At 56.6% G+C, this 13,663-nt stretch carries 10 protein-coding genes; 5 read left to right on the forward strand and 5 right to left on the reverse strand.

The window, feature by feature from the left end:
* Window positions 1-56: 56 nt before the first annotated feature.
* Window positions 57-1,877, reverse strand: coding sequence for a S8 family serine peptidase (locus tag E1J53_RS15465; protein WP_134273278.1), 1,821 nt, complete (start codon window positions 1,875-1,877; stop codon window positions 57-59).
* Between the two features lie 251 nt (window positions 1,878-2,128).
* Here E1J53_RS15465 and E1J53_RS15470 point away from each other — a divergent pair, with 251 nt between their 5' ends.
* The gene (locus E1J53_RS15470) at window positions 2,129-3,211 is read left to right on the forward strand and encodes an alpha/beta hydrolase (protein ID WP_134273279.1); all 1,083 of its coding nucleotides are present in this window, start codon (window positions 2,129-2,131) and stop codon (window positions 3,209-3,211) included.
* Window positions 3,212-3,238: 27 nt separating this feature from the next.
* Here the strand turns inward: E1J53_RS15470 and E1J53_RS15475 are convergent, their stop codons facing one another.
* The 3 genes from E1J53_RS15475 to E1J53_RS15485 all read right to left on the reverse strand — a co-directional run bounded on the left by E1J53_RS15475 (window position 3,239) and on the right by E1J53_RS15485 (window position 5,882).
* Window positions 3,239-3,535: a DUF721 domain-containing protein gene (locus E1J53_RS15475; RefSeq protein WP_134273280.1), complete on the reverse strand. Its 297-nt coding sequence runs from the start codon at window positions 3,533-3,535 to the stop codon at window positions 3,239-3,241.
* 206 nt (window positions 3,536-3,741) lie between these two features.
* A complete protein-coding gene (locus tag E1J53_RS15480) occupies window positions 3,742-4,851 on the reverse strand; it encodes a DNA replication/repair protein RecF (RefSeq protein WP_134273281.1) in 1,110 nt (369 codons plus the stop codon).
* A 215-nt stretch (window positions 4,852-5,066) separates the two neighbouring features.
* Window positions 5,067-5,882, reverse strand: a complete 816-nt coding sequence (locus E1J53_RS15485; protein ID WP_134273282.1) for a 2,3,4,5-tetrahydropyridine-2,6-dicarboxylate N-succinyltransferase — start codon at window positions 5,880-5,882, stop codon at window positions 5,067-5,069.
* Window positions 5,883-6,059: 177 nt separating this feature from the next.
* On the opposite strand from E1J53_RS15485, the gene E1J53_RS15490 reads away from it, so the two are divergent.
* From E1J53_RS15490 to E1J53_RS15505, 4 genes are all read left to right on the forward strand, one after another.
* Complete coding sequence (locus tag E1J53_RS15490) at window positions 6,060-8,864, forward strand: CHAT domain-containing protein (protein ID WP_173021516.1); 2,805 nt, start codon at window positions 6,060-6,062, stop codon at window positions 8,862-8,864.
* 42 nt (window positions 8,865-8,906) lie between these two features.
* Window positions 8,907-9,356 carry a cupin domain-containing protein gene (locus E1J53_RS15495; protein WP_134273284.1) on the forward strand — a complete coding sequence of 150 codons (450 nt, stop codon included), beginning with the start codon at window positions 8,907-8,909 and terminating at the stop codon, window positions 9,354-9,356.
* A gap of 297 nt (window positions 9,357-9,653) precedes the next feature.
* Complete coding sequence (locus tag E1J53_RS15500) at window positions 9,654-11,090, forward strand: DUF1800 family protein (RefSeq protein WP_216650060.1); 1,437 nt, start codon at window positions 9,654-9,656, stop codon at window positions 11,088-11,090.
* A 52-nt stretch (window positions 11,091-11,142) separates the two neighbouring features.
* Entirely contained in the window at window positions 11,143-12,774 is a 1,632-nt protein-coding gene (locus tag E1J53_RS15505; protein WP_134273286.1) for a DUF1501 domain-containing protein, read from the forward strand.
* Window positions 12,775-12,856: 82 nt separating this feature from the next.
* Here the strand turns inward: E1J53_RS15505 and E1J53_RS15510 are convergent, their stop codons facing one another.
* Window positions 12,857-13,198, reverse strand: coding sequence for a nucleotide pyrophosphohydrolase (locus E1J53_RS15510; protein ID WP_134273287.1), 342 nt, complete (start codon window positions 13,196-13,198; stop codon window positions 12,857-12,859).
* Window positions 13,199-13,663: the final 465 nt, after the last annotated feature.

Below are 13,663 nucleotides of genomic sequence, written 5' to 3' on the forward strand. Positions count from 1 at the left end.
AAAAACGGTCCGCCTCCTGCCGGAGACGGACCGTTCCATAGCTTGTCAGCAAGGATTTACTCCCCGGTGATGTCAATACAGAGGGGTAGGTAAAGGCCCCTGGCGACCTCGGCGCTAACTTCCAGGTCGGACGAGGTGCGGAGTCGTTCTGATCTCCAGTCGCCCACGTTGCCACCATTGGCGCCCAGGTAGCGCGCCAGGTCCCTACTGATCAGGGGGGCAGAGATGGAGGTACCGGCCAGCGTACTAAACTCGGTCGGCGTAGCGGCCCCGTACTTGGGGGATAATCCCGTTAAGTAGGCCGCAACGTTTACGCGCTTGTCGCTGAAGTTGGAATACAGGTCCACCAGTACGGGCTCCCGGGAAAGATCCTGATCGGGGTATTCCATGGAGGCTACCGTAAACAGGTGCTCGTAATCCTTCTGCAATCCAAAAGAACCGGGCCACTGGGTGTTCATCGGCTCATCGATGTTCACGTTATTGTTACCGGCGGTGGTCACCACAATGGCACCGCGGTCACCGGCACGACGGATGGCGCATCCCAGCGCCAGGGGTTCATTGGGTTGCGGAATCCCCCAGCTCATGTTGATGATGTGGCTGCCCAGATTAACCGCTTCGTTGGTCGCGACAACGGCACCGAAGTACGTGGCAAAGCCTTCTCCACCAAAAATCTTGAAGTGAACGACGGTTAACGGGGCGTCTCCCCGGTACCCTCCGATCACCAGGCCACCCACGGCGGTACCGTGGCCAATTTCGTCATCTGGTTGAGCATCATCCCGGATGAAGTCGTACCCCAGGGAATTTTGCTGGACAAAACCGGAATTGGGCAGTCGGTAGCGATGATCCTCCCAGGTGCCGTCCCAGACGCCACCAAATTCCACGCCGCTGTCGATCACGGTCACGATCACGTTCTCGGCTTGCGAAGAGGGGGTTCCCGGTTCGAAGGTGATACAATCCTGGGAGCCAATGGGAAACTTATACTCGGACTGGACGAGGTCGATGATGCCCGCTCCGGTCGTGGGAACGGTAATCAGGTAATCCTGCTCCACGAAGAGTTCCGTAGAATCTTGCTTTGGTCGCCGGGTGCTGGTCACGGGGTCTTCGCCACCGCCGCCGCCGAAGAAGTCCGGCGACATGCCCGAGGGAACGTCTACGGCCACCACGGAACCACCCGCTCCGGTGTAGCTTTCGCTGATGGGCAGGCCCAGTTCCTGGGCCCAGCCGATAACGTCGGCATCAGGATTGCAGGTCGACAGAATCAGGCGTTGGAAAGAATCTCCATTACAGCTGATTTCCAGCGAAGGAGGGCCAGCCTGACCCTCGGAACGGCTGTAGGAGATCGTGTTTCCTTTGGGCTCATTGTCGTAGGCCACCACGTCGATAAAGTCGCTGGCCCCCAAACTGTAATTATCGTAGTTCGGTGAATCGAAAATCGTGTAATCGATCCAGACGTAGATGTCGCTAAAGTCGGCACCATCCTCAATGGCCTGATTAATGGCTACCGCACCGCTGGACTCACAAACCGTGAGTGGGGTGATGTTTGTGTCACAGTCCGCGCCAAACACCTGGTAATTGATCAGTGCAGGAATACCTACGTACAGGTGCAGGTTCAGTTGACCGTCTGAGGAAGGGTCAAGTCGAACGATTCGGGCGCGTTCACTGGCCGGGCAATCTACCGGCAGGGTGGGAAAGGTGCCGACTTGTGGTTCGTTGAGGTTGTTGAGGCGAAGGGGATCGGGATCGCAGGTACCGTCGCTGAAGCCCACCGAAGGGACATCAAATTCGCAGGGGGGTGGTGGCGGATCTTCATCTTCGCATCCTGGCCATAGTAGAATGGCTCCGAGAAGGGCTAGGTATAAAAGCAAAGGCTGTTTCATAGGAAAGTGTATTGAGAGCGGTAAAGGGATAATGGCCTAAAGCTGACTTAGGTCCGCCGCTTTATGCTGAGGGATGAAAGGACGTTACGAAAATAGGCGTTTTTTTTTCTGACCATCGTACTGGCTCCCGGATATCCGGGAATTTTCCGGGTTAAGCGTCGGTGATTCCAATAATTCTTTTCCAATCCTCCGGGCATGGTTTTCGCCCCCTGGCGATATTTGCTACTTTCGCCGCCACGGACAATAATCGTATGCCAGAACGCACCTTCAGATTATCCACCCCGGAGCATGATGATCGGCCCGTTTTCGTCGCCGGCAGCTTCAATGGCTGGCGAGAGGCCGACGAGCAATACCAGATGCGGGCCGGGACTGCGCCCGGCACCTACGAACTCACCGTTTCCTTTCCCCTCAGCACGGAACGCATTGAATACAAGTACACCCGTGGCGGGTGGGAATGCGTAGAGCTTGGTCCCGCCGGGGAAAGTACGGCCAATCGGGTACGCAACCCCCAGGAAGAATGGCACGATGAGGATCACGTCTCCCGCTGGGGCGGGGATGGCCTGCACTTCCGGTCCGACCTTCTGCCCGTCATTGAAGTTATCAACGAGGCCTTCGAAATTCCCCAGCTCATCCGTACCCGCAGGGTGGCCGCCCTCCTACCCCACGACTACCACGAAACCGATAAGCGGTATCCGGTTCTTTACCTGCAGGATGGTCAAAACCTGTTTGATGACTACGCGCCCTACGGAAGCTGGGGGGTGGACAAACAATTGGCCAGTCTGGCCGAACGGGGGATGGGCGACGTCATCATCGTGGCCATCGACCACGCCGCCGAGCAACGCATCAGCGAATTTAACCCCTCCCCCAACAGCAAACTTGGCATGGGGGAAGGCCGGAAATACCTGCGCTTCCTGGTGGAGACCCTTAAGCCCTACGTTGATCAACATTTCCGGACCCGGCCGGAAGCCGAATTCACGGGCATTGGTGGCAGCTCGCTGGGCGGACTGATCAGTATCTACGCCGGCATCTTCTACCCGAAGGCCTATCAGCGGCTCATGATTTTCAGTCCTTCCCTGTGGGTATCCCCCAATATCCCCTTTCACCTGATGCGCCTGGTGCAGCAGTTTCGGGGACGTATCTACCTGTACGGTGGAGAGGCAGAAAGTAAGACCATGGTGCCCAATATGCTCCACTTCCGGAAACAATTCCTGGCCCAGGCCGGCACCGAAAACGTCGACATCCGCACCGAAATTGACCCCCAGGGTCAACACAACGAAGCTCGTTGGGGACAGGAGTTCCCCAAGGCCCTGGAATGGTTATTTTTCAGTGAATAAGCTTAGGGAAAGATTGATTCCGTCCGCTTACTTGATGATCACCTCCTCCAGGTAATCTTCGCCGAACTCCCGGTTCAGGCGCTCCCGGATACCCGCCCGCACCATGGTGAGTTGGTTCCGTAGTGGAGCGTTGGTTACGTAGACGTAGAGTTTCCGGTTCCGGATCATAAAATCCCGGGTGTTATCCGCCACGTGCTTTCCGAAGAACTTTTCCCAAACCATGCTCGTCCGGGCCTTGAAGTAGCCCGCCTCGTTGCGCTTATTGCGCAACAGTCGCATAAAAGCATCCTTGAGGTTGGCTTCGCCTTCTCGCTTGTCCTTCATTGTCCAAAGATACGGTGAGATTAGAGCTTGTTTGGACTTTAATAATCGACCTCCATTTGGCCTTTTTTGGCGCTAGCTTCGTTGGGAAAATCCTCATTTAGCGCTGCTATACTCCGATTTCGCTTCGCGGCTACTTCGTGGTTCCCGCCTTGCTACCACCAAAAAATTCTCAAATTCGGCCAGACGACCAAAATCCACACAAGCTCTTATTCTTCCTCCGATATGGCACCGTCATCCACCAGGAAGCGGCGCCAATCAATGGTATCATCACTACGGATCAGGGCCAGGACACGTTCCGGGTCCGTGTCGGTAATGAACACCTGGCCGAAGGCCGCGCTCATGACGTAGTGCAATAACTGCTCCACCCGTTGCTGATCCAGCTTGTCAAAAATATCGTCCAGGAGTAGAATGGGTGGTCGACGGGTACTGCGCTCCAACAACCGGTACTGTGCCAGTTTTAGGGAAAGCACGAAGGATTTCAGTTGCCCCTGGCTGGCAACCCGTCGCAGGGGGTGCCCCTCCTGGGTGAACGTAAGATCGTCCCGATGAACTCCACCGGTAGTCCGTTGCAGTATCCGATCCTTTTCCGTTCGCTCCCGACACAGGTCCTCCCAGGCCACATCTTCCAACTGGCTTTTGTACGCTACCCCCACGGTTTCCCGGGCGCCGCTGATGGCGGCGTAGGCCTCCGTGAGTAATTCCGTAAAGGGCGCCACGAATGCCTTCCTCTGTGCGTGAATGTAGGTGGCCGCCGGCGCCATTTGGAGGTTGTAGACCTCTAAGAGTCCGGAGGAGTCCGGACGACCGTCCAGCTCTTTGAGTAGTGCATTACGGTTACTCAGCAGCCGATTGTAGTTCAGCAGGTGTTGGAGGTAGGCAGGGTCCGTTTGACTCAGACTGTTATCCAGCAAGCGCCGCCGCATTTCGCTGCCCTCCAGCACCAGGCTACTGTCGTCTGGTACCACGATCACGACGGGGTAGCGGCCCACGTGTTCGGCCAGTCGGTCATAAGCCGCGCCGTTCCGTTCAATAATTTTGCGTTTGCGCTTCTGAATTTTCACCACGATCCGGTCGCGGGAATCGTCGTCCTGCACAAAGTGACCTTCCAGGCGGCTTACGTCATCGCCGTGCCGGACATTGTACTGATCCGGCGTGCTGTCGTAGCCTTTTCCCATGCACAGGTAGTAGACACCTTCCAGCAGGTTGGTTTTACCCGCACCGTTTTGCCCCACAAAACAATTAAGGCGAGGGCTGAACTCCAGGGAAACCTTCCCGTAATTCTTAAACTGCGTCAATGTCAGATCCGCCAGATGCATGCGGGTAATTTAAGGGTTGAGGCGCTAGGATGTAGGATTAGGGCGATCACCGCAGGTGCAGTGTAACGGAATCCTCGCGCTCTGCCGGGATGCAATGCAACGGAATCCTCGCGCTTAGCCGGGATGCCAGACTCCGAGGTGAAGTCCTCCAATCCCCATTCATTCCTTCAATCATTCATTCCTTCAATCATTCACTCCTTCAATCATTCAACCTTCTACACCGCTACGTCATACTCCCGCAGGGCGGCATTCAGGCTGGTTTTCTTGTCCGTGCTTTCTTTACGTTGACCGATGATGAGGGCGCAGCTTACCTGATAGTCACCGGCGGGGAAAGACTTGGTGTAGCTTCCGGGAATCACGACGGAGCGCGGGGGTACGTAGCCACGGTGGGTCACGGGCTCTGCACCCGTCACGTCGATTATCCGGGTGCTTTTGGTCAGGACGACGTTGGCCCCGAGTACGGCTTCACGCCCAACGCGAACGCCCTCCACGACAATCGATCTGGAGCCGATGAAACAATCATCTTCGATGATGGTCGGGGTCGCCTGAAGGGGTTCGAGTACCCCACCGATGCCGACGCCGCCACTGAGGTGGACGTTGCGTCCGATCTGTCCGCAACTACCCACGGTCGCCCAGGTATCTACCATGGTTCCGCTGCCCACCCAGGCTCCGATATTGACGTAACTGGGCATCATAATTACTCCTTTCTCCAGGAAGGCACCGTAACGGGCAATGGCGTGGGGAACTACCCGCACGCCCATTTCGGCGTAATTTTTCTTCAACGCCATTTTATCGTAAAACTCAAAGGGGCCCACTTCGATGGTCTCCATTTGCCGGATCGGGAAGTAAAGAACCACCGCCTTTTTCACCCACTCGTTCACCTGCCAGTCGTCACCGACGGGTTCTGCTACCCGGAGTTCGCCCTTGTCCAGAGCTTCGATTACGGCGTCAATGGCCTCGCGGGTATTTTTTTCCCGCAGGAGATCCCGGTTGTCCCAGGCAGCTTCAATGGTGGCTTGCAGATTACTCATATCTTGATTTATTGGAGGCGCCAAAGATGAGGATTATTGCCGTATCTTTAACCATCCCTCATTTTAGTGTTGTATATGTTCCGACACCGCCGTTGCACCGGCCCGTGGCCCATCATTTGCTTGCTTTCCCTGCTACTAACTTCATCCATTAGTGCGCAGGGACAGCCGGAAAACCTCATGGAGGAAGAAAAGTTTGTGGACGCTGCCCGGGCCTTCGAGTTCCGGGGCTCCCGGGCCGATCTTATGGCCGCCGGCCAGGCCTGGTATTCTGCCGATAGTTTATCCCGGTCGCGGGCGGCCTACCTGTCCGCAACGCAGGGTCGTGATGGGGGCATCATTGTCGATAGCCTTACCGGTCTGGCCTACCACAAAATCGGTGTCACCTACTATGACGAATACAATGATGCCAGGGCCAGTCATTATTATCGACGGGCCATAAAAATCAGAGACCAGGTATTTTCATCACCCCACAATGACCGGGCAAAATCCCGCAACAACCTGGCCACTATTCTGCGGTTCCTGGGAAATCCGGATTCAGCGGCCCTGATGAATCGGGAGGCCATTGAACTCTACGAAAAAATTGAGCACCCCGACACCCTGAACTGGCTCCGGAGCCTCATTGAACTTTCTAACATCGCCTACGACCTCAAGGACTTTCAGCTGGCCAATAGCGCCTCGGCCTCGGCGGTCAATTTGTTGGACACCTACGGAAAGGCCGGCAACTACGACAGCTTTCTCGGCCTTTACTACAGTGCTCGGATCAATTTAAAATTTCGCCAGCTGGAAAAGGTAAAGCGGTTGGCGCGCCGGGCCCTGGCCCTGGCGGAGGCGGAACAAAACATCAGCTGGCAGGCCGACGCCATCAATTTACTCGCGGGAGCCTACAAAGCAAATGAGGAGCCGGAAGCAGCCAAGCGTGAATATCAGCGGGCCCTAAACCTTTTGCTCTCCAAGTCTTCCAGTCAAAAAGAACTTGGGCCCCTGTACGCCAACCTGGCGGATATGGCGGCAGAGGACAAAAATTACCGGCAAGCACTGGACTATTCTCAGAAAGCCAGGAGCATCTTCGGGGAACACGACCCCGCGCTCCTCCCGAATCAGATGCGTATGGAAGGCATTTATCTCTTCCGTTCCGGCAACCATACGGCCGCGTTAAACCGCTTTAATGAAACGCTTCGCTTGCTCGACATTCCCGGCTCCCGAAACGAAAACGGACTGGTCAGCTTTCCTCCCGATAGCCTGACGACCAATTTCGAAGAGGCCGTCAATACCCTGGGGAATCGGGCAGAACTGCTGATTGATCAGAACCGCCCCGATGAGGCCTTGGTAGATTATGACGCCCTCTTTCACATTCTTGACCTCCTACGGGCGGGGGTAAAGTCAGACGCCAGCAGACAGTACCTGAGCAGCAACCTGAGGCCCTACTTTGATCAGGCCATTGCCCTTTTGCTGGAATTGTATCGGGAGGACCCGGCGGAGGATATCGCTTGGCGGGCACTCTCCCTGAGTGAACGGGCCAAGGCCTACAGTCTCGTGGCCGCCCTTCAGCGCAGCGAAAATGAAATGCCGCAGCGCGAAGCGGAACTCCGCCGGAGGATTGCGGAGCTGGAACGCCTCGCCCCCCAGGACGCCAGCATCCTCCCCCAACTGGAAGCCGCCCGCCTTCAGTTGGACCGGCTGCTACGCACCCGGGAGGTAGACCTCGCGGCCTTTGAGACCCGTCTTGACCGACAACAGTTGACGCAACTCATCCAGACGACCCAGGCGGATTTGATTGCCTATCACCTCGACACCACCAGTGGGGTATTTTTTCACCTATCTCCGTCTGGAAAGCTGTCCCTTTTTCCCATTGCTCAGGGCACACTGGACCAACTCACCAAAGACTGGCTGGCGGCCATCGAGCAGAGTGCCTACCGGAAAAAGAGCTTACGCCCGATACCAGAGCAGGAAGAACTCGATCGGGTGTTTCTCCAACTCGGAAGGCAGCTGAGTCAGGCCTTACTCCCGATGAGCGGGGAAAACACTTCCCTGGGGAACCGACTCATCATCATCCCCGACGGAGCGCTGCATTTCCTGCCGTTTGCGGCCCTTCCTTTGGGGCAGGCGCCCCCCATGCCCGTAACTTACGGGGACCTGAAGTACCTCCAAACGGGCCGTACCCTCCAGTATACCTACTCGGCCATCTTTCTGCTGGCCCAGCAACAACTTTCCAACCGGGAATACGAACACGACCTTCTCGCTTTTGCCCCTACGTTCCGGGGAGCCTCCACCAACAATCAGCGGGGCAGCCGGGCCTTACCCGGACTCCAACCCCTGCGCCATAACCGACCCGAGGTGGAGGCCATCTCCTCATTGATTCCCGACGCGCTTTCTTTTTACGACGAGGAAGCCAACCGGCAGCAATTCCTGAACCTGATCGGAAAAAGTAAGGTAGTTCATCTGTCCAGCCATGGCATGGTCAACGCTTCGGACCCCAACCTGAGTTTCATCGCCTTTTCTCAATTAGGGGACAGCCTGGAAGTGGAGGAGATGCTTTACTTCAATGATCTGTACGCGCTACCGCTAAATACAGAGCTGGCGGTCCTGTCGGCCTGCGAAACCAATCTGGGGACCTACGTCCCGGGAGAAAACGTGCTCAGCCTCGCCAGTGCCTTCACTGCCGCCGGTGCCCGCTCCACACTCACCACGCTGTGGCGGGTGAACGACCGGGCCACCAAGGAGCTGATGGTGCAATTTTACGAGGAACTGGCTGCGGGCAGTAGTCGGGCCGAGGCCCTGGCCGCCGCCCAGGCCAGTCACCGGGATGATGCCGAATTTGCGCACCCCTACTACTGGTCAGCACTGACCCTCTACGGAGAGGCGGGACCGCTCGCGCTAAAGAAAGCCGCCCCCCGAAACTACACGTACTGGCTCATTCCGCTGCTGCTTGCCCTGGCAGCGATAGGCTGGCGACGCCTGCGAGCCCGCGCGAAGGACCAGTAAGAACAAGTCTGGCGCTTGCTCCGTTGGGCAAAATAAAAACCCATGGCAAACGAAGCACCATCCTTCACCTACTGGCACGTGTATACCGACGAGGAGGGAATCAGCCGACAAGAGCAACGCCACCTGACGGACTTTACCGAAGAAAGCATGGGAGGCGATTCGGGTAGCCAGTGGAACAACAAGCTCATGCGGGGAGCCACTCAGGTTATTTTCAGCGAACTCCCCGCCGATTTTGACGGCGACTGGCACGAAAACCCCCATCCCCAATGGATCGTGCCCCTCAGCGGTGGCTGGTGGGTTGAAACCATGGACGGCACGAGAACCGAAATGCGGCAGGGGGAATTTTCCTTTGGGGCCGATCAGGGTACGCTGAACGAGAAGGGCCACCGTTCCGGCGTGCTGGACAATCAGCCCTGCCGCATGATGATCATTCAGTTTACCGAAGACGAACGACTGCGGGGAGGTCGACCCGCACCGGACGAACTCGCATGATGCCCACAAATTTTGCTCCACCCGAAACCATGGCACCTGCCCTCCGGGCCCTGATTTGGCATACAACTAGCCCAACACTCCCGTTCGGCATACCGACCATCAGCGCCCTGTATCTCAGCCAATTACCCGGGACCGGCCGCCGTTCCCCGCCATTAACCTACCCCTTGCTCAAAAAGACGCCCAGCCGACAATAAACCAGTGTTAAAACGGGTATAAACATGGTCCGGAATTCGGTCGCCTTCTCCCTAATGCCGTATTTTCGGAGTTCTGTTCTACTCCCCAAAATTGATGGTTTTGATGAATTGTGCCACAACTGGCCTAGAAGCCTACGTGCCGTCGGAAGAAAGACCGTGGGACGCCTCCAGCGTGCAACATCTTTTTCGACGGATGGGCTTCGGCGCCTCCCCCGAAGAAATTAATCAGGCCCTGACCGAAAGCCCCCAGGCCACCGTTAGCCGACTACTCCAGGAAGCCGCCACGCGCGAACAGCGCCCGGCCCCCGAATGGGCAGAATGGAATTACGATCAGTTTCAGGCCAACGAAGTAGACGTTTTTGAAACCTACGTTAACTGGTCCTACGGCTTCCTCCAGGAGGCACAGGATTACGGCGTCCGGGAAAAGCTCGTCCTGTTTTGGCACAATCACTTCGTGACCAAGTACGAGAGCCACGGCTGCGCCAGCTATTACTATCAGTACTTCAAGGTTTTGACGGATCATGCCTTTGGCGATTTCAAAACCTTCGTCAAGGAAATCACCGTCACCCCGGCGATGCTCTTCTTCCTGAACGGCTTTGAAAACACTAAGGAACACCCCAACGAGAATTACGCCCGGGAACTCTTTGAGCTGTTCACCCTCGGGGAGGATAACGGGTACACCCAGGAAGATATCGAGGAAGCCAGCCGGGCCCTCACGGGCTGGAACGGCTGGACGAGCTACTGCGGCAACGTGCAGTGGGCGCCCTGGGGCTTCGACAGTACGGACAAGACCGTGTTCGGGCAAACGGGCAACTACAACTACGGGAGCCTCATTGACGTCCTTTTCGAAGAACGGGGTGAGCTGATTGCCGCCTTCATCTGTGAAAAGCTCTACGCCTACTTTGTCAATAAGGCCGTTGACCAGGCGGTCGTCAACCAAATGGCCCAGACTTTCCTGGACAACGACTTCCAGATTCTTCCCGTCCTGGAGGAACTCTTTGGTAGTGCCCACTTTTTCGATGCAGCCAACGTGGGCGTATTGATGAAAAGTCCCATCGAACTCATGGTCTCCTTCCTGCACCAGGGAGGCTTCGGCACCTTCAACGACCACCTGGTCTGGGGTTTCTGGGGGACGGCCAACATGGGGCAGTATCTCGGTGAGCCACCCGACGTAGCCGGCTGGACCGGCGACCGGGCCTGGATCGACTCCAACCGCCTGACGTTGCGGTGGGACTTCATCGACGGCTTCAGTTGGGGAGTGTTTGACGCCGACGACCAGACCTACCGGAATTTTGCCCGCAACCTCACCGACAACAGTAATTCTCCGGAGATCATCGCCCGGGCGGTGGTCGATTACTTCATTCCCCGCGGACTCATCGGGGAGGAAGAGTACGCTACGGCAACGGACGTCCTGAAGTGGGACGTCCCCGAAAACTACTACGAAACCGGCCAGTGGAACCTTGACTGGGGCTCGGCGGCCTGGCAGATAACCGTACTGCTGCGCCACATCGGCCGTATGCCCGAATTCCAACTTAACTAAATTGACCCATCTGCTCCACTGCTTTGCGGTAGAAGCAAAAAAATAGTCCAACATGGGACACAAAAACCTTTCCTCTGGCCGTAGAGGCGCCCGTCTGCAGGACGGACAGGCCCACGAAAAAGATCACGGCCTGCACAGTCGGCGGACTTTCCTACGCAATCTGGGTATCGCCGGCGCCGCCGGGATGATGCTCAACAGTCTTCCGGTCAATGCCATCGGCATGTCGCCGCTGGCGGCGGCCCTGGCCGCCGGTGATGAAGACCGGGTGCTGGTATTCATTCGCCTCAAGGGAGGCAACGACGGGCTCAACACCCTCATCCCCATCCACGATTTCGGTCGTTACCAGGAGTTACGCCCCAACATCCACGTTCCCCGCAACGAAGTGGTGGAACTTACCTCCACACTGGGACTTCACCCCCAGCTGGCCCCCCTCCAGAATCTCTGGAACGAAGGAAAAATGCGGGTCATTCAAAACGTGGGTTACCCCCAGCAAAACCTTAGCCACTTCCGTTCTTCGGACATCTGGGCCACCACCTCCGACTCCGACGAGGTGATCAGCAGTGGCGTACTGGGCCGGTACCTGCAGGATCAGTACCCCGATTTTCTGAGCAATCCTCCCGCCACTCCTCCGGCCATCCAGATTGGTGGCACGGGCAACCTGCTCTTCAACAACGACGAGGACTTTAACTACGCCATTTCTACCGAGAACCCCACCCAGCTCTACCAGATCGCCCGAACGGGGCAACTGTATGACGTGGAGGCCGTTCCGGAGTGCACCTACGGGGAACAACTCGGTTATCTGCGGGCCGTGGCCAACACGACCTTCCGCTACGCCGGGGTGCTGGCCGAAGCCTTTGACGCCGGCCGCAATACCGCCGAATACGAAAACGACCGCCTGGGTGACCAATTGGCCCTGGTGGCCCGCCTCCTCCGCGGAGGCCTGGGGACCCGCCTCTTCGTAGTGGAAATTGATGGCTTCGATACCCACGCCAATCAGCTGCAGGCGCATTCCTACCTCCTCAACAGCGTGGCTAAAAACGTCAAGGCCTTCTTTGATGACCTGGAGGACGGAGCGATTGACGAGCGGGTGCTCGCGATGACCTTCAGTGAATTCGGCCGGCGGATTGAGGAAAATGGATCGGTGGGCACCGACCACGGGGCGGCAGCCCCGGCCCTCCTCTTCGGCAAGGGCCTGAACGGCAACGGAATGGTGGGCGGGCTTCCCGACATGCGCAACGTAGACCGAAACAACAACATGTTTTTCCAGGTCGACTTCCGCTCGATCTACGCCACGGTGTTCAGCCGTTGGTTGTGTATCGACGGTGGATTCGTGGACCAGATCATGGGCGCTCAGTTTGACCGGGTAGAAGACCTCGGACTGTTCTGCCAGGGCACCACCAGCACCACGCCCCCTGCTTCGACGGCCGACATTAAACTGAAGGCTTACCGCAACGGTGGGGACCTGGTCATCGAATACAATCTTCCCGCCGCCGCGCGCGTGGGCGTGCATTTCTTCGACGCCGTCGGCCGCAAGCTCAATAGCCCCTTTCAGGGCAGAAGGGGCGCCGGAGCGCAGGTGCAACGTCTCCCCCTCAACGGCATTGGGTGGGCCTCCGGAGTCTACATCCTCAGCCTGGAAATCAACGGACAGATGTACAGCCAAAAACTGGCCATGTTCCGTTAGGCCAAACAACTTACCGATACCAAATTATGAAGACGGAAGGGCCGCGTGCCTTTCCGTCTTTTCTTTTGAGCCTGTTTGGCTCCTACTCCCGGAGTTTGGGGTTATTGCGGTGTCGCTCCGCGTCCCGCTTCGTTTTCTTATCCAGGTTTTTTCGCAGGGCTTCGGTCAGGTTTACCCCCGTTTGATTGGCCAGACAGATCAGCACGAACAAAACGTCGGCAAACTCGTCCGCCAACTGGGCGGGAGCGTCCGCTTCGTCTTCGGGCCGCTTGAAGGATTGCTCTCCGTAAAGCCGGGCCATCAGCCGGGCGAGCTCTCCGGTTTCCTCCATCAGGATCGCTACGTTGGTAAGCTCTCCATAATACCGTACACCGATGGTTTTGATCCAGTGATCAACCGTTTCCTGGGCTTCCTGAAGCTGCATTTTTCGGGAAAGGTAGCATCGGCGGGAGCATTTGATCATGCGTGACCCGCTAAAAAAGGCCCGTAAATGAAGGTGGAAAAAGGTTTTTACGGCGTCAGAACGTCAAGAAAATTTATTTTTTATTCACTTTTTAATCGCATAAACTACTGAAAACCAAACACTTAATTATCGATTATAATTTATTTTTATTCACATTTTAGCAAATGTGTCGTTGCCCTGGCTTGACCGATGCCGTTCTTTTGTATTGTCGGAGGTGTGGACGCACTCCTCAAACGACAAGAAATATGTTCATGGGATTATGATTTGTTAGTGGCGTCGTCCCGATTTCTATCGGGACGACCCGCCTTTTTCACACACTGTGCGAACACCCAAAAAAAAAGCCGGCCCAAAGGACCGGCGATAATACATTCATGGGATCAAAACAAAAAGCACTAAAGATGATCCGAAGATAAGCCTGAAACCACA

Source organism: Lewinella sp. W8, assembly GCF_004375085.3.
GTDB lineage: Bacteria > Bacteroidota > Bacteroidia > Chitinophagales > Saprospiraceae > Neolewinella.